The organism is Peribacillus sp. GL_122, from assembly GCF_057835005.1.
In genome coordinates, this window is sequence record NZ_CM174415.1 from 3,213,688 (window position 1) to 3,237,240 (window position 23,553).

19 protein-coding genes and 1 riboswitch are annotated in these 23,553 nt (G+C 38.5%); of the genes, 3 read left to right on the plus strand and 16 right to left on the minus strand.

All coding sequences use genetic code 11. From position 1 onward, the window contains the following. Nucleotide 1 precedes the first annotated feature (1 nt). The 10 genes from AC3ISB_RS15425 to AC3ISB_RS15470 form a co-directional block, all read right to left on the minus strand. A complete protein-coding gene (locus tag AC3ISB_RS15425) occupies nucleotides 2-1,159 on the minus strand; it encodes a UxaA family hydrolase (protein ID WP_141994834.1) in 1,158 nt (385 codons plus the stop codon). Between the two features lie 4 nt (nucleotides 1,160-1,163). Beyond that, entirely contained in the window at nucleotides 1,164-1,463 is a 300-nt protein-coding gene (locus AC3ISB_RS15430) for a UxaA family hydrolase (RefSeq protein ID WP_489273670.1), read from the minus strand. A gap of 11 nt (nucleotides 1,464-1,474) precedes the next feature. Continuing rightward, on the minus strand, nucleotides 1,475-2,362 hold the full coding sequence (locus tag AC3ISB_RS15435; RefSeq protein ID WP_489273671.1) for a fumarylacetoacetate hydrolase family protein: 888 nt from the start codon (nucleotides 2,360-2,362) through the stop codon (nucleotides 1,475-1,477). A gap of 31 nt (nucleotides 2,363-2,393) precedes the next feature. Beyond that, the gene (locus tag AC3ISB_RS15440; RefSeq protein ID WP_489273672.1) at nucleotides 2,394-3,161 is read right to left on the minus strand and encodes an IclR family transcriptional regulator; all 768 of its coding nucleotides are present in this window, start codon (nucleotides 3,159-3,161) and stop codon (nucleotides 2,394-2,396) included. A gap of 63 nt (nucleotides 3,162-3,224) precedes the next feature. Beyond that, on the minus strand, nucleotides 3,225-5,429 hold the full coding sequence (locus AC3ISB_RS15445) for a dihydroxy-acid dehydratase domain-containing protein (protein WP_489273673.1): 2,205 nt from the start codon (nucleotides 5,427-5,429) through the stop codon (nucleotides 3,225-3,227). A 64-nt stretch (nucleotides 5,430-5,493) separates the two neighbouring features. After that, nucleotides 5,494-6,744, minus strand: a complete 1,251-nt coding sequence (locus AC3ISB_RS15450) for a nickel pincer cofactor-dependent isomerase, group 22 (protein ID WP_489273674.1) — start codon at nucleotides 6,742-6,744, stop codon at nucleotides 5,494-5,496. 24 nt (nucleotides 6,745-6,768) lie between these two features. Beyond that, nucleotides 6,769-7,815, minus strand: coding sequence for a TRAP transporter substrate-binding protein (locus AC3ISB_RS15455; protein ID WP_489273675.1), 1,047 nt, complete (start codon nucleotides 7,813-7,815; stop codon nucleotides 6,769-6,771). A 58-nt stretch (nucleotides 7,816-7,873) separates the two neighbouring features. After that, nucleotides 7,874-9,151 carry a TRAP transporter large permease gene (locus AC3ISB_RS15460; RefSeq protein ID WP_098369467.1) on the minus strand — a complete coding sequence of 426 codons (1,278 nt, stop codon included), beginning with the start codon at nucleotides 9,149-9,151 and terminating at the stop codon, nucleotides 7,874-7,876. Continuing rightward, complete coding sequence (locus tag AC3ISB_RS15465) at nucleotides 9,148-9,720, minus strand: TRAP transporter small permease (RefSeq protein ID WP_260398134.1); 573 nt, start codon at nucleotides 9,718-9,720, stop codon at nucleotides 9,148-9,150. The genes AC3ISB_RS15460 and AC3ISB_RS15465 overlap by 4 nt, the downstream gene beginning before the upstream one ends. A gap of 36 nt (nucleotides 9,721-9,756) precedes the next feature. Next, complete coding sequence (locus AC3ISB_RS15470; protein ID WP_489273676.1) at nucleotides 9,757-10,785, minus strand: TRAP transporter substrate-binding protein; 1,029 nt, start codon at nucleotides 10,783-10,785, stop codon at nucleotides 9,757-9,759. 876 nt (nucleotides 10,786-11,661) lie between these two features. On the opposite strand from AC3ISB_RS15470, the gene AC3ISB_RS15475 reads away from it, so the two are divergent. After that, on the plus strand, nucleotides 11,662-13,398 hold the full coding sequence (locus tag AC3ISB_RS15475) for a methyl-accepting chemotaxis protein (protein ID WP_489273677.1): 1,737 nt from the start codon (nucleotides 11,662-11,664) through the stop codon (nucleotides 13,396-13,398). A 71-nt stretch (nucleotides 13,399-13,469) separates the two neighbouring features. Here AC3ISB_RS15475 and AC3ISB_RS15480 read toward each other — a convergent pair whose 3' ends face one another. The 5 genes from AC3ISB_RS15480 to AC3ISB_RS15500 all read right to left on the minus strand — a co-directional run bounded on the left by AC3ISB_RS15480 (nucleotide 13,470) and on the right by AC3ISB_RS15500 (nucleotide 20,431). Continuing rightward, complete coding sequence (locus tag AC3ISB_RS15480; RefSeq protein ID WP_489273678.1) at nucleotides 13,470-14,429, minus strand: DUF4822 domain-containing protein; 960 nt, start codon at nucleotides 14,427-14,429, stop codon at nucleotides 13,470-13,472. A gap of 81 nt (nucleotides 14,430-14,510) precedes the next feature. Next, nucleotides 14,511-15,212, minus strand: coding sequence for an ankyrin repeat domain-containing protein (locus tag AC3ISB_RS15485; protein ID WP_489273679.1), 702 nt, complete (start codon nucleotides 15,210-15,212; stop codon nucleotides 14,511-14,513). A 289-nt stretch (nucleotides 15,213-15,501) separates the two neighbouring features. Beyond that, nucleotides 15,502-16,188 carry a response regulator transcription factor gene (locus AC3ISB_RS15490; RefSeq protein WP_141995212.1) on the minus strand — a complete coding sequence of 229 codons (687 nt, stop codon included), beginning with the start codon at nucleotides 16,186-16,188 and terminating at the stop codon, nucleotides 15,502-15,504. Then, nucleotides 16,185-17,633 (minus strand): sensor histidine kinase, encoded by a 1,449-nt coding sequence (locus tag AC3ISB_RS15495; protein WP_489273680.1) that lies wholly within the window; start codon nucleotides 17,631-17,633, stop codon nucleotides 16,185-16,187. The genes AC3ISB_RS15490 and AC3ISB_RS15495 overlap by 4 nt, the downstream gene beginning before the upstream one ends. A gap of 542 nt (nucleotides 17,634-18,175) precedes the next feature. Next, on the minus strand, nucleotides 18,176-20,431 hold the full coding sequence (locus AC3ISB_RS15500) for a metallophosphoesterase (protein ID WP_489276946.1): 2,256 nt from the start codon (nucleotides 20,429-20,431) through the stop codon (nucleotides 18,176-18,178). A 484-nt stretch (nucleotides 20,432-20,915) separates the two neighbouring features. On the opposite strand from AC3ISB_RS15500, the gene AC3ISB_RS15505 reads away from it, so the two are divergent. After that, nucleotides 20,916-21,332: a DUF2690 domain-containing protein gene (locus AC3ISB_RS15505; protein ID WP_179890963.1), complete on the plus strand. Its 417-nt coding sequence runs from the start codon at nucleotides 20,916-20,918 to the stop codon at nucleotides 21,330-21,332. 146 nt (nucleotides 21,333-21,478) lie between these two features. On the opposite strand, the gene AC3ISB_RS15510 is transcribed toward AC3ISB_RS15505, so the two are convergent. Beyond that, nucleotides 21,479-21,679 carry a hypothetical protein gene (locus AC3ISB_RS15510; RefSeq protein WP_480339461.1) on the minus strand — a complete coding sequence of 67 codons (201 nt, stop codon included), beginning with the start codon at nucleotides 21,677-21,679 and terminating at the stop codon, nucleotides 21,479-21,481. A gap of 526 nt (nucleotides 21,680-22,205) precedes the next feature. Beyond that, nucleotides 22,206-22,384, plus strand: a riboswitch (Lysine riboswitch). A gap of 134 nt (nucleotides 22,385-22,518) precedes the next feature. On the opposite strand from AC3ISB_RS15510, the gene dapA reads away from it, so the two are divergent. Beyond that, nucleotides 22,519-23,415 carry a 4-hydroxy-tetrahydrodipicolinate synthase gene (gene dapA, locus AC3ISB_RS15515; protein ID WP_098369630.1) on the plus strand — a complete coding sequence of 299 codons (897 nt, stop codon included), beginning with the start codon at nucleotides 22,519-22,521 and terminating at the stop codon, nucleotides 23,413-23,415. Nucleotides 23,416-23,553: the final 138 nt, after the last annotated feature.

Below are 23,553 nucleotides of genomic sequence, written 5' to 3' on the forward strand. Positions count from 1 at the left end.
TTTAGAATGTCGGTCCAATTCTCCAAATACCAAAGTCATGCTGCTTTAAGATCTCCGCTTTTGTTAGTTTTCCGTTTGAAACATGTTGAATTTCTTGCATGATGCGACTTCCCACCTCATCAACGGTTTCTAAACCATCAACAATCGTACCTGCATTTAAATCCATATTTTCATTCATCCTGTCAAACATTGGAGTATTAGTTGAGATTTTTATGACGGGTGTTATAGGAGAACCTGTTGGCGTCCCTCTTCCACTTGTAAAGAGAACGATTTGGGCACCGCCTGCGACCATACCCGTCAATTGCTCAATGTCGTGGCCAGGCGTATCCATCCATACGAGCCCTTTTTTTGTGGGCACCTGGGCATAATCAATGACCTCTTCCAGCCTGGTTGTGCCTGATTTTGTCGCTGCCCCCAGTGATTTTTCTTCGATTGAGCTGAGACCTCCCTCAATGTTTCCCGGACTCGGATTTCCGGTGCGGATGTCTACGCCCATTTGAATCGAGCGGTCTTCCATCATTTTAATAACCGTATAAGCTTTTTTGGCTACCTGGTCGTTTGCCGCCCGGTTAGCGATCAAATGCTCTGCACCGATAAGTTCAGTCGTTTCCGCTAATATTGCGGTTCCCCCCTGCTGAACAACCAAATCGCTTGTACGTCCGACTGCCGGGTTAGCCGATAAGCCTGAACATGCATCAGACCCACCGCATTCCGTGCCGACAATCAGCTCGCTAAAATCACATAATTCCCGCTGCACCATTGAGGCATCCTGAACCATTTTGACCGCAATTTTAGCTACTTCGGCAATGGTTTGAAGAGTGCCGCCATGTTCCTGAATCGATACAGTTTCCACTGGTTTACCGCATTTAGCAATTTCATCTCCAATACGGTGCGCCTGATGTGTTTCACAGCCAAGACCGAGTACTATGACACCATATACATTTGGATTCATCCCCATTCCCGCATAGGTTCTGGCCGTTTGATCAAAATCAGAGCCCACTTGCGCACAGCCATGCTGATGAATGAATGTGACGGTTCCGCTCACCAATTCTGTGACGCGCTGTGCAGTTTGGGTTGCGCATGTTATCGTTGGCAAAATCAGTACATGATTCCGGACTCCGACGCGGCCATCCGGACGGCGGTAGCCCCAAAACTGCATTTTTTCATTCAGCAATTTTGTCACCCCTTCCTCTTTTACCTTCTAAATTGTGTACATGAACATGTGCACCAGCGGGAATAAAAGCTGAGGCTGCCCCTATGACTTCCCCATATTTAAATATGTCTGCTCCTTGTTCGATGGCTTTGACTGCGAACTTATGTCCAAAACGAATCGGTTCAAGAATGGGTACGACAAGTTCTTCAAGGTCTGCCTTCACAACTACTGATGTGTTTGCAGGGATTTCGGATAAAGCGACAGCTACACTATCTTTCGTACTTAAGTAAAGTGTTTTAAACTCGCCCATTTTGTCACCCCTTAAATTGTTTGAACTGCTTTACTTTGGATAACCGGATTGTTTAATACTCCAATCCCTGGTATTTCGATTTCGATTCGGTCATCGCCTTTCAATGTAAATTCATTTGGCGGAACCACGCATGTACCTGTAAGTAACACTGATCCGTCAAAAATAGTGTTATCTAATACTAAATAGTCGACAAGCTCTTCCAATTTTCGTTTCAGTTGGTTTACTTTCGCTTCACCTTCAAATACTTTTTCTTCATTTCGATAAATACGGCACATGATTTTAAGCTCATATGGATCCGGAACAGCCTCTTTTAACAAGATGGCCGGTCCAATGGAGCAAGAGTTTTTCCATACTTTTGCCTGTGGAAGATAAAGCGGATTTTCACCTTCAATATCACGGCAGCTCATGTCATTACCTGCGATATATCCGAGTACCGTTCCCTCTTTATCTATGACAAGACCAAGCTCCGGCTCCGGAATTTGCCATTTTGAATCAGAACGCAAGTATACTGGATCATTCGGGCCCACGGTTCTTGCTGCAGTCGATTTAAAGAAAATCTCAGGACGCACTGCATCATAAACTTTGTCATAGAAAGTTTGGCGGTCCAGCTTTCCTTGTGTTGCTTCGTAGTTACGTGCTTCCTTGCTTTTCTTATACGTAACGCCAGATGCCCATACTTCCGGTGCATCGATAGGCGTTGTTAATTGAAGACCTTCCAATGGCCGCTTTTCCCCTTCGGCGACAACTTGTTTTACAATGTCAAACGCCGTTCTGTTATCATGGCGTGCCGCTGTAATCAACGACATAAAATCTGTAAATGGAAGATCCACCACATTGTTTTCGTTTGTCACGGCAGCAAGTTGTTTCTGATTTTCCTTTACATAGCGAATAATTCTCATTTTCTAGTTCCTCCTAAATGGCAGGCCTCATTTATATTTTTTGATATTCATAACCGAGCTCCTGCGAAATTTTACTGCTGCATTCCTTTAAGAGACATACATAATACTCATGTGTTTCTTCATTTACTTTCGAAGCAGGCATCGAAACACTCATTGCAGCGATTACCTTTCCTGAATAATCTCTTATCGGTACAGCAAGACAGTAAATGCCCGGTTCGTTTTCTTCATTATCCATTGAATAGCCATTAATGCGGGCTTTTTTGATTTCCGCTAAAAACTGCTCCTTGGATCTAATCGATTTTTCGGTCGGTCCCGTATAATCATAGCCGTCCAAGAGCAAATCCATTTCACTATCCGTTTTGGTTGCAACAAGAGATTTGCCAACTGCACTCGTATGAATCGGAACACGTCGGCCAATACGGGAATAGAGGACCGTTACCCCAGTGCCCTCCACTTTATCAACATAGACGCCTTCCTGCCCGTCTAATATGACAAGGTGCAGTGTTAAATTCGTTGTTGCTGAAAGCCATTCAAGATGTTTTCTTGCTACGTTGCGCAAATCGAGATGGGTCACAACAACACTTCCCCTCTCCAATAGCTTTAATCCTAGCGAATATTTTCCATTTTCTTCGCCTTGTGAAATATAGTGATGCTCCTGTAAAGTTTTTAATAGTGAATGAACCGTACTTTTATGTAAATTCATTCGCTTGCTTATCTCTGTGATAGTTAGTTCGCGCTCACGCTCATCAAATAAATCCAATATTTTCAAGGCACGCTCCACCGATTGGATGATAGGCATCGTTCCTCACTCCTTTTATAATTCTGTCTACCTTTATCTTATCGGATTTATGACGAGCATTCCTCACTTTATTTCAACTTTTTTTCCTTGGAGTAATATATCCTGTTCATAATCAAGTACCGCATCCTCAATTACAGCGATTGGAACAACACCATTTGCTGCATCTGTATGTCCAAACATCCTGTTGCTGGCCGCAACCATTTTTTGTCTAACTTTCATCCGCTGCTTACGTTCAGCTGCCAATGATTGTCTTTCTTCTTTAAAATGATCTGCAAAATCATGAACAACCTTTCCTGAATGAAGTTGAGTAGCATCTACAAAATCAATCCGTCGATTACGAAGCTGAAGGTGAATTACATCCCCTGATTTAAGTAAACCAATACCGCCGCCTTCATACGATTCCGGTGTCATATGTCCTATAGCAGCACCATATGTGACTCCTGAATAGCGGCCGTCGCTTATGATTGTAGCGATTTTTTTCATAACACGATTTGCATTGATGTGTTGCATTGGTGTAAACATTTCCGGCATTCCGAATGCTACTGGCCCCTGCCCTGAGATAATGACGGCAATTTTCAATGTGCCTTCTTCAACCATCCTGTCAAATAACTCCCCATAGGAAGCAGTTTTTAGAAGAGACCATTCCGGCTCATTGTTGTATTTAAGAGATTCTAGCAATAGATTATGTTCAAAAAGCCTTTGCTCTTTTATTTTTGAAAGCAGATTTGAATCGAGCAGGCTTTTATTTGCATCATCTTCATTTTCATAATAAAGGACAAATGCCAGCTTATCATCGAATTGGTCAAGCTGAGGAGTCGGCATTCCGCTGATTTTAACAACGGCGCTTTCAAAGAAGTTTCCTTTTAATACATCTACACCGCTGAATCCACGGCGTGGATTGGATAAAATGACCTGATTTTTCTTTACATTAACCGCTTTTAGGCTACTTGTAATCGAAAGACGTTCTTTCCAGGTTTTTGCTGCGACAGTCGGCGCATCCTGATCCATTGGTACACCATTCTCGATAAGTTCATAAAAAAGTGTTTCCATTCCCCTGCTTGTCCCGCTGCAACACTGCATCGCAAGTGAATAAATGTCCCTTCCTTCTGTCAAACTGTAATCAAATAAGTCAGGAATTGGATGTGAATGATGTATGCGGTCAAGGTCCCATAAGCTGAATTTGAATCCTGCATAAAGCATGCCTGCAACAATATGCATCATTAAATTAGTAGAACCACCCGAGGCGCTGTGAATACGGATTGCATTTTTTATGTTCGCAGCGACAATGTTGGCCACGCCGTAGCGCTCTTCATTTATCATGCCGGCAAAGCTATCAAGCACCGAGTTAATCTGGCGTTGTGTTGGTGGATCGGTTAACAGCTCCACGGCTGGATGAACGAGACCCATGCCTGCCACTAAATGACGTGAACTATTACCCGTACCATTGAAGGCACATACACCTCCCTGCCCGTCACATGTTGCGACAGCAAGTCTCATTTCAAAATATTTATGCTGTTCCTTCGTCAATATTCCACGTTCATACGCCCTTTCAAACACACCCTGAAATGCAGTATTCGATGAACATTGCAATATATATGCCATCGTATCTCGTAAATCAACGGCTACATCAGTAGCTCCTTTATTTTCCGCTTTTTTCGCAAGAGTTTCCAATTCCTCGATCACGTCAGCTGGAATCGAACCGCCTTCTAATACGTGAGCAGGCGCGAATGTTGCGAAAAAGGGAGCTTCACCACGGTTTCGGCGAACACGATCAACATGTGCGAGTGCACTTACAACACCAAGAGGCTGCTTATCACACCCTTGAATGACGAATGCACCATGATAACTGTGAGCTTCTAGCTGGTTGACAACCATTTGTGCAACCGCGTTTCGGCTCTGGAGAGAGTAACTCATTCCTTGATTGTTTTGCGCAGTTCCATCACACATTACCGGTGTCGAGAAATGAAACGGCACGCCGCCGTTTTGCCAGATGCGGATTGCTGCCCGTGCCGACGTTTGATAATCCATTATGTGGGCCGGATGATCGGACGAACCACCGATAATTGCGATACGCGGGGCATTCCTCTCGAGCCGCATATAAATTTCTTCAAGCGTCCAATCAGGCTTCCCCCCTTCATATGTGGAGCCAAGCGTCAGCTTCGAACGGTCCAACAGACCCGCAACCGTAATGGGTTCATTTGCTTTTCCCTGTACATTATCGCGGTAAGAGTTTATTTCGTTATCAATTAGTGGATATAGGTGTGTCATTTCAGCACTCCTTTTCTGATTTCAAATGGATTCTTCCATTCTCTAAAAATATTAACAAAGGTTTTTAGTCTAGTGCCAATTCTTCTGGTTCTGAAAGGAGCTCTATATTTTTGTTTTTTAAAGCTTCTTCCTTCATGCTTTCAGAAATCCAAATTTCACCGATTTCAAGCGTGTTTTTTATTCTTACCACTCTCACTTTATTCAAATCGAAGGCATTGCACGTTTTGATAGCAGCTTTAACAGCCAATTCCTGCGTATCTAAAAACATTGGGAGCTTTACTACATCTGTCACTGTGCTTGTGAGTGCATTGGCATAGCCTTTTTCCCATTCGATTTCATTCATGACGGCCTTCGTCGTCATATCAGCCATGCCAATGCCGTTTGCATTACCGTGAGTTTTTTCAGTAAGTCCAAGTACAACGGTCCGTTTAACGTCTGGCCCCCCGGTAGCATATGGAGTGGCGAAGTTACCCGTAATATTCGGATCCATTCCATCCCCCGAAATATCCTTTCCGAGTTCATTTACAATAAGTACGTCGATCGAATCGAAATGGATTTTTGGCATCATTGATTTTGCTTCAAGCAATAGTCCCGGTTCCACTTCCTCCAGTTCCTCTGCGGGGACTGCGACGATTTTCGCTGGTTTATCATAGGCATTTTCAATAGTCGCAAGACCAAATATGATAGGAGCTTTTGCTAAAGAGATTTTCGCCATTTCAGGGACATGTTCCGCCATATACTTAAAGCTGTATGCATGTGCAGCTTCGGCTCCCTTTTGCTTGCCTAAACCGATTGTAATCATTTTCATTAGTCCGCTTTCAACCGGTCCACGAAATGCCGTATGTGGTTTTATCCGATTAATGACTATGATTTTATCTGATTCATATGCAAGCTTATCAATATAGACAGGGAGCCCATTTGGCAATTCATCCAGTTTAATAACTTCCATCGATGACAGTATTGGCGCTCCAACCGATTCTTCTGTAATACCCAGCTGAAGCAACACATCGATTTGTCCTTCCGCTGTAGCCCCCCCATGGCTTCCCATTGCAGGGACTATAAAAGGATTGCCGCCAGCCTCCTTAACGGCAGCCACCGTTTCTCTTACTAGAGTAGGGAGGTCCGCTACCCCTCTGCTTCCTACTGCAATTGCCACCCTGTCATCTTCATTTATTCTTGATAAAACACCTGCTTCTTTTATCGCCTTCTTCACCTCACCAGCTACATCAGCGATTTGAGGTGTATGAAATTTCTGCCTCACTTTGACCATTTTCGGTAATTGGATTTCACGTAAAAGTTCAGAGATAATGTCCATTTTCAATCCTCCAAACAGTCTGGATTATTTACCGCGTACTTTTTCAACTTCGCTCATCATTTCCTCTACAAGATCCGGCCCGAATTTTTGAGCATATTCGTCCGTCACTGGTTGGATGATTTTCTTCATTTTTTCAATTTCTTCCGGCTTTACTTCATTGATTTTCATTCCTTCTTCTTTTAGATACTTAAGTGCTTTTTCATTTTCTTTTTGGTTAACTTCCCGTTGATACTTTCCAGCCTCTTGTGCGGCCTCACTCATGATTTCTTGCTCTTGTTCTGATAGGTCATCCCAGAACTTTTTACTTACAAGGAATACAAATGGTGTATAAACATGATTTGTAAGACTTAAGTATTCTTGCACTTCATTATATTTTTGCGTTTGAATTGTTGCGAGTGGATTCTCCTGACCATCAACAGTGCCTGTTTCCAGTGCAGTAAATACTTCAGAGAAGGCCATCGGCGATGGATTCGCCCCTAACTTTGAAAATGCATCTAAATGCACTTCATTTTGCATGGTACGAAGTTTAAGACCTTTGAAATCGTTAGCCGTTTTTACAGGGTGTTTGCTGTTGGTTAAGTTTCGGAAACCATTTTCCCAGTATCCCAAACCTACTAAATCATGTTCCGGTAATTTATCCAAAAGTTTTTTGCCTACTGCACCATCAAGTACTGTATAAGCTTCTTCTTCATTATTAAAGACAAATGGGAAGTCATAAATTCCAAATTCCTTAATCATACCAACAAGTGGTGAGGTTGAAGGAACAGTTACTTCCTGTAAGCCACCTTGAAGAGCTTCTGTCATTTTCTGATCATCTCCGAGGGTGGCATCAAAATAGTTTTGGACTTTCATTTTCCCCCCGCTTTTTTCTTCAACCAGTTCTTTAAATTTCTCCATTCCTTTTCCTTGTGGATGCATTTTACTATTTCCGATCCCTGCTTTGATTGTTCTTTTCTGAATACCGTCAGCTGAAGCGCTTTCATTTTGTCCGCTTCCGCAAGCACTTAATAGCAGTACTGCCGGCAGTAAAACTCCAACCGCCAAACGTTTGAACAAATTATTCATTTTCATTTCCTCCTATTAAATAAGTTGAATATCAGCATACAGACCAATTACTTGATAAATTCCTTTAGGAGGTAAACCATTCTAGAGGAACCAGCACTAAGGAAGGAAACAAAATCAACAAGATCAATACAATCACTTCAACGAGCAAGAAAGGCCAAATCCCCTTCATGATATCTTCCATACTGATCTTACTTATGCCGCACATGACATTTAAAACGGTTCCGACAGGTGGTGTAAGTAAACCGATGGCGTTATTCAGGATAAACAGGACACCAAAGTAAACTGGATCAATACCTGCAGCGACCACCAATGGCATCAAGACAGGTGTTAGAATAAGGATTGTCGGCGTCATATCCATAGCAGTTCCGACTACGATAACCAATAGGTTTATCATTATTAATAGAAGGAATGGATGATCCATAAATGGCTCAAGCAATCCAATTACCTGACCAGGTAAATCGGCTACAGTTATCAGCCAGGATGACACGAGTGCTGCAGCGACTAGAAACATGACAACACTCGTCATTTTTCCTGCATGGACAAAGACCTCATACAAATCTTTCACTTTCATTTCGCGATAGATTACAAGACCGACAAATATTGCATAGACTGCAGCCACCACTGCCGCTTCAGTAGGTGTAAATAAACCGAATTTCAATCCACCAATGATAATGACGGGCAAGAATAGAGCCCAAATGCCTTGACGAAAAGAAGTAAGTATTTCTTTTGCTGAAGCTCGGGGGTTAACGGCGACTTTATCTTTTCGTGCAACAATGGCCCAGGTAACCGTAAGTCCAACCGCTAGTAAAATACCTGGAACGATTCCTGCCATGAACAGCTTTGTAATGGACACACCACTCGCGACACCGAAAATGATAAAGCCAATACTTGGCGGAATGATCGGGGCAATGATACCACCTGATGCAATCAACCCACTTGAACGGTTCACATCATAACCAGACTTCACCATCATTGGAATTAATATAGCCCCAAGCGCTGCCGTATCGGCAACAGCAGATCCTGATAAACTCGCAAACAACACACTCGCAATGATCGCAACATAGCCAAGGCCTCCCTTGATATGGCCAACCAAATTCATTGCCATCTCAACGATACGCCGTGATAAACCGCCCCGATTCATCGCCTCTCCTGCCAGCATAAAGAACGGTATAGCCATTAGAGGAAAGTTATCCGCGCCACTGATTAGGTTTTGTGCGATAATTTGACTATCAAAAATACCAAGAAAGTACATAAGCACTACGCTACTAACAAGTAAGGCAAATGCAATAGGTATTCCAAGTCCCATGGCTCCCAGTAAAGATCCGACAAATACACCTATCATCCCTGCTTCTCCTCCTTAACTATCCTAATATCTGACTCAAAATCATCAGCATGGAGGGAAATTAGCTCTTCTGACTCACTTATCATCACCAATTCTTCGTCTTTAATTTTATTGAAGAAAATCCGATACAAATTGAAAATGATCATACTGCCCATTGAAATACTTACAAGAATACCTGTACCATATACAAAAGCCAGTGGCATTCCAGTGGCCGGTGCAGCACTATCAATGTTTATCATAGTCATTTTCCAGCTTCCATCCAGGATTAAGAGAAGAACGAATAACATCATCAAATCACTAATAACAAGTACCACTTTTTTCATTTTATTCGGGAGCCGTTTAATGACCATGTCGACACCTAAGTGTTCTTTGTTTTTGAAAGCTCCGATGGCGCCGAGGAACGTCAACCAAATAAAGAGATACCTTGACATTTCTTCTGACCAAGTAATTCCTGAATTAAAGAAATAACGAAGAACTACATTACCAAACACGAGCACGACCATTATTGCTAAAGCAGCTGCCATAATAATGTTTAACGAATTTTCCAAGATTCTGGATATTTTATTCACCTATACATCTCCCCCTTCCTATCTAGAGCGCCTGCTTCATTCTGCTTTTATTTTTCCGACGAGCTCCTCCGCCCAGTCATTTTCCTTAAAGACGTCATCATAAACAGGTTGAGATGCTTTTAACATTTTTTCTAAAAAGTCTTCGTCAGGCGTAGTGAATTTGATTCCATTATCCTTAAGATATGCTTTGTCATCTTCATAACTTTTTTCCATCAATTCAAACTCATATGCTGCCGACTCTTTTGCTGCTTTTTGTATGATTTTTTGTTGCTCCTTTGTTAGCCCTTTATAGAATTTGCTATTGATAATGTAAATATTGGGGCTGAACATATGCTTGGATTCCAGTACATCACTTTGAACTTCATTCCACCCCGAGGATCTCAGCGTGGCAATTGGATTATCTTGAGCATCAACTACCTTTTGTTCAAGTGCGGTAAAAACTTCTGAAATAGGTAATGGGCTAACGTTCGCTCCCAATGATTCACCTAATTTTATGTAATTCGGGATGTTCGGCATTCTGAGTCGAAGTCCATCAAAATCTTTCATACTCTTTATTGGACGATTACTCGAAAACATCCTAAATCCATTTGCACTCCAAGCAAGCGGTGTCACTCCATGTTTTGGATCAAGCTCTTCTGTCAATTCCTCTCCGATAGGTCCATTCAATACCTTCTTTACATGGTCGTAATCCCTAAATAGGAAGGGCCATTCCGGAACACCCATTTTAGGAATGTCCGACTGCATAATTAGTCCTGGAACACCCATTTCAATCGTTCCATTTCTGACGCCGTCATAAAATTCCTTTTCTGCACCTAATGTACTGTTCGCATAAATCCGAACCTCTAATTCACCATTACTCTCCTTTTCAACCATTTTTTTGAATTTTTCTTTCAATGCAATGTTTTGAGGATGATTTTCAGCAAAATAATTTGCCACTTTAATCGTTTTCTTTTCAACTCCAGATCCACTGGTCTTTTCTCCCTCGTCTCCACCACATCCTGATAAAAGGAATGCCATTGCTAGAGTTAAGCTTGTGGATAATACAAAAAGCTTTCTTTTTTTCAATAAAAACCCTCCCCAAAGTTTTTTGTAAGCGTTATCATTTATGACCTATCTTAATAACTTCTCCTCACCCTTGTATAAGCCAAAATTATTTTGTTTTATAATATAAAACTCCGTTTTTGTTTTATTCGGAGTAAGGAAAACACTTCACCTCTAATTGCGTTTTTCAAGTTGATTCATGACTTTTTAAACGATTACTTTTAAGAGTGTTCTATAATATAAAACTCGGTTTTTGAATTTGAAATCTTACGTTGATTATAAGCTTCCATTTTTACTAATGTCAAACCATTTTTTGAATTTTATAACAATTTAACAAATCCTCTATTTCACTAATTAATATTTAGAGGTTCAACATTTAATAATTTCATCCTTCCAGTCAAGATTTATGGAATCAGAACGCAAAAGAAAATTTATTTTTTTCTATACTAGGATATTTATAGAATAGAAAATCATACAAAATCAGGTTTTCTTAAAAATACATTCCTCTACTCTTTTTAATTGAACTTTTAGTCGGGAATTTTGTATTTCCTGCTGAAAAATCTGTCTTTAAGAAATTATTTTTTATTTGAACTTCCGCTTTATCAGAGTGGTATTCGTCTGTTTAATTTTTTCCTTGTTAGTATGTTTATTCACCCGTCCATTTCCTTCAAAAGATATATTCCATTTTTAAAGGTATATATCTTTTTTTCACTTTTGAAAAATTACAATCCATTATTAATATTGAGATCTTTTCATTATGAACCTCTATTACAACAGGTTAAAGACTAAATGAATAAAAACTCCACCAGAAGGTTTTAAAAAGGTCTCATTAAATATATTTAATTATTACCGATATATAAAACATGGTTAATATATAACACGGGGAAGGAATAAACAAAGATGAATAAACTCAGTACGAAAATAGGTTTTGTCCTTTTAACAGGCACGGCCATTACATTAATTGGAAGTTTACTATTGATGTATAAAAGTACAAATGATACGGTTGAGAAAACAATCGCTATGAGCAGCTTAGACATAGCAAGCAACATCTCTCAAGGAATAAATCCAATATCTTATGCTGATTTTTTAAGTAATCAATCCGAAACCTCTACATATTGGGAGATACGCGAACAGTTAGACGATTATAGGCAAAAAACTGGAGCATTATATGTATATACATTGGGGATTAACGAAAGTAGCGAAAAAGTCCATATTCTTATAGATGGAATGGGTAATGGAGATAAAAAAGCATCCCCCATTTTAACACCCACAACCGCAACTTCATATCAGGATGTAGAAAGAGTCATGAAGGGAAAGGTTTCTACCACTTCCATCGTTCATGATCCTGAATATGGTGACTATTTATCCGTTTTTGTTCCCATAAAGAAAGGGGACGAGGTCATAGGAATACTAGGGGTGGATATTGATGCCAGCAAAGTCGACGCAACTGCCAGCAAGGTTCTGGGCGGCATCCTTCCACTGACCATAATAATCAATGTAATCTTAATGGCGATCGTAGTGGGTGCCTTAATATGGTTCTTGACTAAAAAGTTAAGTCCCCTTCTTAAAGTCAGCTTGGCTGCAAAGGAGATCTCAAATGGGAATTTATTAACTGCCAATAAACTGATTAGCAACATAAAAGTAAATGGGAACGATGAAATCAAGGTTTTAGTGAAATCCTTTGAAGAAATGATTACCAATACAAGTAGGATCGTCAACTCCATGAAAAGCTCATCATTCCAGCTTTTGGAGTCATCAAGTGATATCGAACACAAAATCAAAGAAATGGATACTTCCACACAATATATCGTTAATGGCATTCAGCAAGTCGCAGGAGCTGCGGAAGTACAATTGCACAGAAGTGAAGAATCATCGAGGGTCATCGAGGAAATGACCATAGGGATACAAAGAATTGCAGAAGCTTCTTCAGAAGTCAGCGAACAGACAAATCATGTTTCAACTAGAATGTCCATTGGAAATAAAGATATAAATGAACTCTCAAATCAAATTCTGCAAGTAAAAGATGTGATGCTGCAAACAAGTTCAAAAATAAAGAAATTGGACGAACAAGCAAATGAAATTGTGAATATTGTACATTTAATTACAGGAATTGCCGAGCAAACAAACCTGCTATCACTAAATGCGGCAATTGAAGCTGCTAGAGCCGGTGAGCAGGGTAAAGGTTTTGCGGTGGTATCGAACGAAGTACGGAAATTGGCAGTAGGTACGAAGGAATCTGCTATCAATATACAAGAGTCCCTACTACATTTTAAATCCATCATAAATGAGTCAGTGAAAATGATGGAAACTGGAACTAAAGAGGTAGAGGAAGGGACAAAATTTGTCCTGAATACAAGAGAAACTTTTAAACAGACTATAAAATCTTTTGAGCATGTTAGTGATCAGATTCAAGAAATATCAGCCATTACAGAGCAAATGGCAGCGAGTTCTCAGGAAATCAATGCTTCGATAGAAGATTTTGCAGTGTTAACAAGGGAAACTGCAGTGGCTTCAAAACAAGTGGCACAATCAACAGATCAACAAGCGAAATCCATGGAGGATATTTCCTTATCAACCTCCTCGATGGTAAAACTCGCTAATGACCTGGAAACATCTGTTGAACAGTTTAACGCGTAAACATCTTGAACCACTATTCTATTACTATATTAAGAAAGGGATTTTGCTTTAATGCAAAATCCCTTTCTATTTTACTTAGTTGATTTTAGTTTCAAATTACCTTCATATGGTATATGTTCAACTGTTATCGTTATTTCTTTTCCATCTTTATCTTTACCGATTCTTTTATAAGTGAATTTATCTTCATTAAGCTCTGTAAGTTCAAGAACTGCGCCATACTTATTTTCCCCTTGTGAAACAAGGGCTCTAATCTTATTTCCATGAACAACATCGTAAAAGCCGTAATCACCACGGCTTTCACCGGTTTTAGCATCAAAAAATTCATACTTATTTGTTTTATCATCGTATTTTGCCAGTCCTAAATAATTCGAGTTATAGTTTGATACATCATTTCCCTTTTCATCCAATGCCACCGTTCCTTGCCATGGAGTGCTGGATAAAATTTTGTCACCATCAACGTCTGTAACTACTTTTCCTGTGTAAGTTTCCAATTTTTTGTCTGGATCAGTAAAGGAAAGTTCTGTTTCAGTATAAGGAATATGATCAACAAACACCTCTACGTCGTTACCTTTTGCATCTTTACCCATTCTTTTATAAGTAAACATATCCTTATTCAGTTCTGTTATTTCAACAACGGCTTGGTAACCCATTGATTCTGAAATTAACACTCGCATCTTCCCATTTGTGATAAAGAAAGTTCCTTTATCACCACGACTTTTTTTAGTATTTTTATCAAAAAATTCATATCTCGATGCTTCAGCATCATATTTCGCTAGACCAATAAAGTTTGCGTTTTCCTTTGTTAAATCATTATTATTCTTATCATAAACTTTTGATCCTTGCCAATTCGTGCCACTAAGAATTTTAGTCATTTCCTGTCCTGCGGTTAACTTATGTTCTTGTTTACTCTCTTTAGCAGTTTGTTCATGCTTCTGAGCACTTTGATTGTCTTGTGCGTTTGTGTTGCATCCTGTTAAGGCCAATGTTAACCCAAGTAGTATAGATGATGAAATTTTTGCTTTTTTGTTCATTTTTTCGTCTCCTCAATATTTTATGGTTGTAATTAATTAGTAGTGCAATTGACATTTCAAATTGCAAGTATCGGCGATCGGTTATTTTGCTCCTGCGGATAGTAAAATTTGTTCAATCTCTTTAAATCCTTTCTCACGGGCATGTTGTATAGGTGTCATACTACCATTATCAGGGATGTTGACATCTGCCCCATGATCAATAAGCAATTTCACTGTTTCTTGCTGTTTTCCATCACCATTATTCAAAATGATAGCTTCTAGCAAAGCTGTCCAGCCGAGATCATTTACATGATTCACATCAATATCGGTTTTAGTAAGGAGTTCTTTAATAACCTCAACATAACCATGTTCCGAAGCAGGGATTAAAGCCGTTCCTCCATAACGGTTTGTAATAGACGGGTCGGCACCTGCTTCAATTGCAAGTTTAAGTATATTTACATAACCTTCAGCACCGGCATACAAGAAGGGGCTATTTTTCATGTCATCCTGAATGTTGACGTCTGCACCCGCTTCAATAAGGATTTTTGCAGTCTCTACATCATTGTTATAAGTCGCAATCATAGTGGCGGTTCGCCCTTCCGAGTCCTGTGTATTAATATCAGCACCTTGCTCAATCAAACTTCTTATTCTTTCCGTTTCATTTCGTTCTACAGCTTGAATCAGTTGTTCATTCATTCCCTTTCCTGTCTCCTTTTCTTGTTTATTTAACTCTCCTTCGTTATCTAAGACACAGGCTTGAAGGATGAAAAGGCAGCAGATGACAATCGTTAGCCGTCTCCACATGAAACACACCATCCTTTCCCCGTTTGTACATCATCTGCCCCAAAAAGATTTTCCGTCATTTTGATGCACCAAACAAAAGGGCTTGTTCTAAAATGCTTTTTAAGGTTTCATGAGGTTTTTTTCTCCCTTTTATTTTTAGTTGCTTACTTATTCCGTCTTCATTATATTAGTGCCTATTCTTAAACTCCCTCTAAACAATTTCTTAAAAAATGATTAACTTATTCATAAAATTTCTTAATCTTTATAAAAAAATCCCGCCACCTTCGTGACGGGTCATAAAACATGCTATTTAAACATTAAAGCGATACCCTGCTCCCCAAACGGTTTCCAAAAATTTAGGATGTGCAGGATTTCTTTCAATTTTTTCACGTAGTTTCCTGATATGGACGGTGACAGTCGAAACATCTGCAGCCGATTCCAATCCCCAAATATTTTCATAAAGCTGCTCTTTGCTTAATACTTGATTCGGATGCATGACAAAAAACACTAAAGTATCGAATTCCTTCGTTGTAAACGGGACCACTTCCCCATTTATGTGAACTCTGCGTGCTGACTTATCTATTGAAATCCCATGAACATAGATTGAATTAGATTTGGGGTGACTTCCTGATAAACGTTCATAACGCGCTAAATGCGCTTTCACTCTTGCAACTAGTTCACTTGGACTAAATGGCTTTGTAATATAATCATCTGCCCCTAAACCAAGTCCCCGAATTTTATCAATATCTTCTTTTTTGGCGGATACAAGCAATATCGGAATATTATGGACTGCACGTATTTGTTTGCATATCTCAAATCCATTCAATCCTGGAAGCATGATGTCCAAAATGATTAAATGATAATTTCCTTGAAGGGCCTGTTGGAGACCTGCATCACCTGTATGTTGAATATCGACACTAAAATCATTTATTTCCAAATAGTCCCTTTGCAATTCAGCAATACTGACTTCGTCTTCAATAAGTAATATCTTTTTCACATTTCCTCACCTTTCTTTATGGAAAAGAAGACACTTGTTCCTTTTCCTATCTCGCTAGTAGCCCAAATATCTCCTCCATGCTCGCCGATAATTTTTTTTGCGATCGCAAGCCCTAAACCACTTCCACCTGTCAGAGAATTTCTAGATTGCTCAGCACGATAAAAGCGGTTAAAAATATAAGGCAATGCAGAAGATTCTATTCCATAGCCATTATCTGTTACTTGTACGACTACATCATATTGTCCTTCATGCAGAGAAATGGAAATGTGTTTTTCATTTTTATCCATATACTTTACACAATTACTGATTAGGTTGGCCAATACACGTTTTAGTTTCTCTCTATCCGCTGTCACGTGTATCGGTGTATGCAGCTGTTGAAGTTCAATCTGGATTCCTTGTTGAAGTAAATCCAATTGAAGTTCATCTACGTAGTCTATTAAATATTTATCTAGTCTGACCGTTTCAAAAGTGAATGGTTCTTTTTTTAAATCCAGCTTGGAAAATAAAAACAATTCATCTATCAATGAATCCATATCTCTTGCTTTTAGGTATACAGTCGATAAATACTTGTCCATCTTCTGTGGGGTGTTTGCTACTCCGTCTTTTATCCCCTCTACATATCCCATAATCGAAGTGATCGGTGTCTTCAAATCATGAGAAATATTGGAAAGAAGTTCTTTGCGATTTTCCTCATACTGAAGCTGAAGGTTTACGGACTCTTTTAACCTTTTTCTCATTTCCTCAAACTCCCTATTCAATTGTCCTATTTCATCATTCGAAGTCGCTTTGATTTCAAAGTTTAAATCTCCTGATTTTATACGCTCTGCACCTTCTTTAAGTATTGAGATAGGTTTGATGATGCTTCTTGAAACTAAATAATTTAAAAGTCCAATAATCATTACAAACAGTAATAACAATAGCGCGAATAAAATGGGAAATGACTCGCGGGTCAGCTCAGCAAAGGAACTTGCCTTTCTCAATACAAAAATACTTCCTTCACTTTTATCAGAAAAATAAAAATCAAACTTCACATATGTGAAAAAAGTGTCTTTCATTTTGATTGTGTCCCGCGTATTGATGTTCGTTTCTTCGAACATAGGAAGTGATTGAACCAAGCCCAGCTTATCAAGTGTGGGAGACGTATACTCAATGTTATTATCTTTTCTAACGACAATTTTAATATCTCTATGTTCAATCTTCTCCAGCTGTTCTTCATTCAAAAGCTGCTCTGGATTATTTTTTGCCAAAAGCTTTAAATCGAGAAACACACTTTCTTCTACTGCAGTCAAAGGTTTTTGGAGATAAGATTTTTTGTATAAATGCTCTATCGATTTTATATCGCCTGTTATTGCAAAAGTAAGTAAAAATCCAGCTGCTAAAAATAAAGTGATGGAAATAAGAATTACGCCAACGTAGGACAATAGAAACCTCATTTTAATTGACAAATATTTTCACCCCATATCGATCTCTCGTTTACGATTATAGAAAAGTTCACCGTTTATCCGCTGTTCTTGCATGGAAAATGTTTTCCACGATAATTTTTCTTAGAACTTTAAAAAAACATATCACACAAATCTTAAAATTTTCTAAAATACATAGAAAAAATTCTATGTCGGTCTACAATTTTTTAATTATAAAACGTTCCAGTTGTTTTCAGAAATCGCTCCATTTCTGCCTACTGTATGCCAAGCCTCCTCGACGAAAGCTTCTCTCGGGTCTCGGCTAGCTAATTTTTTGATAAAATATTAGATTTTCATCCTACCTTTTATAATAATGGAATGGTTTATAAATTATCCAAGAGTTAAATAAAGCTGCACTTCAATGATTAATAAATTAATAACTATACCTTTATTTTGATGTATTATCCTAACAAAGATACGAAATAAATGAGTAATAAACCATTATAAATTAAGAAAAAGCGAACTTACCCTTAAGGAAAGTCCGCTTTTTACTAATACAAATTTCAAGAAAAGTTCACCTGTTCTTCTCATTCATTTGGTGAAACGATCATTTGGTCATCCAATCTAATATCGTCAATCGACCAAAACCAATTATTTTTCGCATTATGCATTCTCCATTGTACTGTCATCGAAGAAGCATCTTCAGGAACCTTAATCGATTTAACTTCATACTTATTCAAAACATGTCCATTTTTATTATCGGAAGCAGCTTTATTGTCATAAACGAGAACTTGTTGTTTTTCCCCATTATCAAAGACAGCAGTTACTTCAGCTGTTTGCGTTCCTTCTTGTTTATAATGGGATGCAAATCCTAAGTACAGATCTTTTGCACCATCAACTTTTACAGAAGGTGAAGTTAATGTACTATCAAAAAAACCTTTTGATGATGGTGAACCGTTATCATCCCATTCATCAGGATCCGCTACAGCTATAACACCTTGACCAAGCTCAAATTTGTTACGATCTTGGTCTTCTGCTTTTGTCCAAAAGTCCTTTGTTGTGAAGCTCCAACCTTGCCACTCCATTGTACCGGCTGGCATATTTGAGCTATTTGTCACCGACCAGCCGTTAGGGGCTGCATGGCTCCAACCGAGAATAGAACCTGGAATGTTTTCATTCACTGCTGGCTTTAATCCAGACTCTAATTGGTCAAAACTTTCTCCAAGCAACATGTTTACGAATACATTTATATTCTTGGAGCCAATTATTTGGCCGCCCTCGTAAGCAGTAATCGTGAATTGTGATGATCCGGAACTTTCCTTACTAGGTGTAGCTTTAATTGGCAACATTTTTTCTTCAGTTCCCGAAAGCTCATAATCAAGTTCATTGTGCTCCAAACTCCAACCTTCAGGTGCATCAACTTTAATTTTCCCCTTCACACTACCATTTCCAAAATTTTTCATCTTCACTTGGAGTGTAGTCGATTCACCTTCCGTTACTAAAGAAGGAGAAGCTAGTGCTGAGACCATTTCCAGGGCTTTTGTCTGGCCTTCAGCCAGTAACACCTTTTTACTGCTATTGTTAAATGAATCTAGTGCTTGTACCTTAATTTCATAATCTGTACCTGGCTTAAGACCAGCTACAGGGAACTCTAAATTCTTTGGAACAGGATCAATATAGAATTCAGAAAATGCGGTAAAGTCTGCGTCTAACTCCCCTGTTTCCTTGTTTTTGGCTGTAATGTGATAAGAATGTACTAGCATGTTATCTTTTGCCTGCGGAAATGTAACATTTAAACTTTTTAGTGTCGATTTTTCTTTTACAATCGAAGCCTTGTCTTTAACTGCAAAAACCGGTGGTAACTGATCTCGATCGTCTGTATATTTAAAGTTATTTTTTTTAGAAGGATTTTTGATTACCCATGGTTTTCCTGTCCAATCGTCTTTATGAAAGTCACGTTTTTTAAGGACAACTTCATTATTATAAACTTCTACAATCATACCTTGACTAATATCCCGATATCCTTCAGGATGAAACCCTTGAAGTTTGCCCGGCTCTAATTCCAAATAACTTACAGAAGACGTGCCAACAGACGTAAAGTCTTTTTGATGAATCGTTCTAGGGTCTTCAAGTGGATAATGAGAATGGCCTGAAAATGTAATAACCTGTGGATGTTTCTTTAATGTATCATATAAAAGTTCTTTATTTTCCTGAGTTCCCCATAAGTCACTTCCATACACAGTGTCTTTAATGTGTTGATGAAGAAAAACAAAGATTGGTTGGTCCGGATTCTCTTTTTCTGCTGCAGCTAACTTTTCGCCTAGCCAGTTAATTTGATTAACAGAATATAAACCATGCGTATTACCATTTTCCGGACTTAACGTAATAAAATCATATCCATTTACTTTTTTATGATAGTAAAGAGAATCCATTCCAGTTTTCTCGAGAAAACGATCTTGTGCTTTTTCTACTGAAAGTCCATTCCAATAATCATGGTTTCCCATTGTAAACATGGATTGGACATCCCCTTGTTTCTTCTCATTATAAATGGAGAAAAACCTATCATATTCAGTAGCGTATCCATAGTCCGTTAAATCCCCAACGACAACAAAAGCATCCTGTTTAGGCGCAGCTTTGTTTAATTGATCCATGGCTGTTCTAAACTTGTTCATATCAGCAGATGATCCATCATCTATATGTACATCACTGATTACAGGAAAAACGAGCTCCGGTTTACGTTTATTATCTGAATTTGAAGATTCCGAGAATGCTTGTACATTTGATAAAGATGTTGTTAATCCTACAGTTACAACTGTCAACATTGCAGCAAATTTATTTTTCACTTTCAAAATCAATTCCTCCTATTTATCGTTTAGCCGCTTTAATTATGTAAGTATTTTGCAAAAAGACAAATATCCTCCTCATTTTTAAATTTTTATGTGGTTTACCAATTTAAATAGTAACTTTACATTATTAATAAAATATTAGTTCAGTGTAATTTAAATATTAATAAATCAAAAAATACCTATGGCCAATAGTCCTCCGTTCACTTAAATTGATTCTGGAGGAAAACTTAAGATAATTTTTCGCTTGTAGTAATGAATTGCCATTGCTTGATGGGAATGGGGAACTATCCCTTAACTACGTAGTTATCCGGGTTATAGTAATATTTATATATATGGTAAATGATTCCAAAGTACATAGAAATACCAATTTTCATATGGTAAAGTCGAGAAGAAGGAAAGGAGAGAGGTTATTATAAAAAAATTATTAAATATTGTGATGGTAATAACGCTTGTCTTTGGACTGTTTTTTGCGATTGGACCGATGAATAAAGCATTTGCCTTGTCCTACGATAATACAAACCCTTATTCGACAGGTTGTGCTTCTAAAAGCCCAATCACTTATGAAACGGAATATATTTATAAAAACGGTGTAAAAATTGGATATGTGCAGCTAAAAGGAAGTGCGTATTGTCATACGGCGTGGGGTTACTTAAAGTTTTATTCGGCTGCTCCTTACGATTATTATGCAAATGTTTGGGTTGACAGTTTTAATGGCAAGACCAAGAGAGCATTTACAAGTTGTGCTAGTTCCGGTGGTAACGGATGGATAATGAAAGGCCAGACATCCTGTTATACTGCACAATTATGGAATTTAGATCCGTATAATGCTTTGGCCAAAGCAGGTATTTATTCTTCAAGCGGGGCTCTCATTATTTCTGCGAACACTGGTCGTTATTAATGCAAACTTCCTGTTAACGACTTTTCTCGGTGGAATTGCGTTTTGGGCAACTTTCCTCCTTTTGCCTAATATGTACAGTCCATTTCGCAGTTCAATGCCTGATCAATTTTCTTTGTTAACAATCCCACGGATCTTAATGGATTTTATCATTCCAGCTCATGGATTTGGAACGACGTATGCTGTTTATACGTATTCGTTCCAATCCTGAATGGAATGGAAGCACCAAGTAGTTCAATAAGTTTAATCTTGTTGGCTACGGATTTATTTCCATTTTCAGCAACATACTCTCTGGTAAAATTGCCAGCTACAATGCTGTCGAACTCCTCCGGTTTTTTTCCCTCGTGCAAGCAATTGCTTCTGATCAGTTTTTATTGGACGAAAGATAATTTTATCTTTGGATAGGTTGTTAACATTAGCTTGATGTCATTAATGGCCATCCTTTTCAATTTTTTATGATAGTATAATTGAAGCAATGGAGTCCTCCTTACATTGAAGCGATCCGTTTTCTTGCTTCCCAAACGTCACGGATTTTCATATCTTTTCTTTCCTTTGTTAGTTTTATATTTATCATGTTGTCCTCCCCACCTTGATCATTATTCTAAGGATTCATAAGATAAATACTAATTATCTATAAGATATATCAATTGTAAAACTGACTATAAAAGAGTGAAACTTTTCATACAGTTTGTTTTATAAAACTATTAATGTTGAGATTACATAATACTAAAAAAGAAAAATCCAGCCCTTATACCGTATCCATTTTCATTGATTATCCATGTATTCTTAAAAAATATTTTAAATTGGCCTTGCAATAATAAGGATTCCTTGTTATATTACAGTCAATTAAATATTTTCTTACTTCATACTTTTTGAAGTGAGGATAGAGGAGCAAAGACCATTAGTACACACTTTGAGGAGAATGAGATCCTATGACTATTGTGGAAAGGGGAATTTGCCGAAGCGGAAAGAATCTCATGTTCTTGAAGCTGGTTCTGCTATTGAATAAATGCAGGACTGTCATATAGGAAACTATATGGAGGGCTATCTTATGCGCGGAAACATTTTTTTGATAAATATTGTTTCTACTGCAGCAGCGAATCCTCGTTGTTGCTTTTTTGCGTTTACTCCTGAATGGCCCAAACCACCTCTGAATTTTTTAAAAAATTATACAAAAGGGTGTGAAGTTATGAATTTTGGCCAAGTTTTAACCGCAATGGTTACCCCGTTTAATCATAATGATGAGGTTGATTTTAATGCTACGAGAACTTTAGTAGATTATTTAATTGCTAATGGTTCTGATGGATTAGTAATAGCTGGTACAACTGGAGAGTCTCCTACATTAACTGAAGAAGAGAAAGTCGATTTATTCAAAATTGTTGTAGAAGTTGTTGATGGAAGAGTTCCAGTCATAGCTGGAACTGGCTCAAATAACACGAAGGCTTCTATCAGCTTAACAAAACAAGCAGAGGCAGCAGGAGTCGACGGAATCATGCTCGTTACCCCATATTATAACAAGCCGTCTCAAGAAGGATTATTTCAGCACTTTAGTGCTATTGCCCATTCAACATCATTGCCGGTAATGCTTTATAATATCCCAGGACGAAGTGTTGTGAACATGTCAGTGGAGACGATTGTTAGCCTCTCAAAAATCAACAATATTGTGGCAGTAAAAGAAGCAAGTGGTGACTTAGATGCCATGGCACAAATCATAAGCAAGACAACTAGCGATTTTACATTGTACAGCGGCGATGATGGGTTAACACTACCGGTTTTAGCCATCGGTGGAACAGGCATTGTTTCGGTTGCTTCACACATAATTGGTAATGAAATGCAAGAAATGATCAATAGCTTTAAAAATGGTGATGTACATGGTGCTGCCACTGCACATCGTAACCTTCTTCCAATTATGAAGGCATTATTTGCTGCACCAAGCCCAGCACCGGTAAAATCAGCATTAAATATGCGGGGGTTAAATGTTGGAGGTGTCCGCTTACCATTGGTCCCTTTAAACTATGAAGAAAAAAGTGCACTACAAATAGCTCTTCAACCGAGTAACGCAGAAGCAATTTTGTTAAGTAATTAAACTTTATGTTTCATTAAGCGAGTCTTCAATACCGATTTTCTGATTAAAAATCATAATAAACGGGAGAAATTAAAAAAAGCAGTGCAACTCCGAAAGAAGTGTACTGCTTTTTAATCGATGCACGGCTCAGTGCTTAAA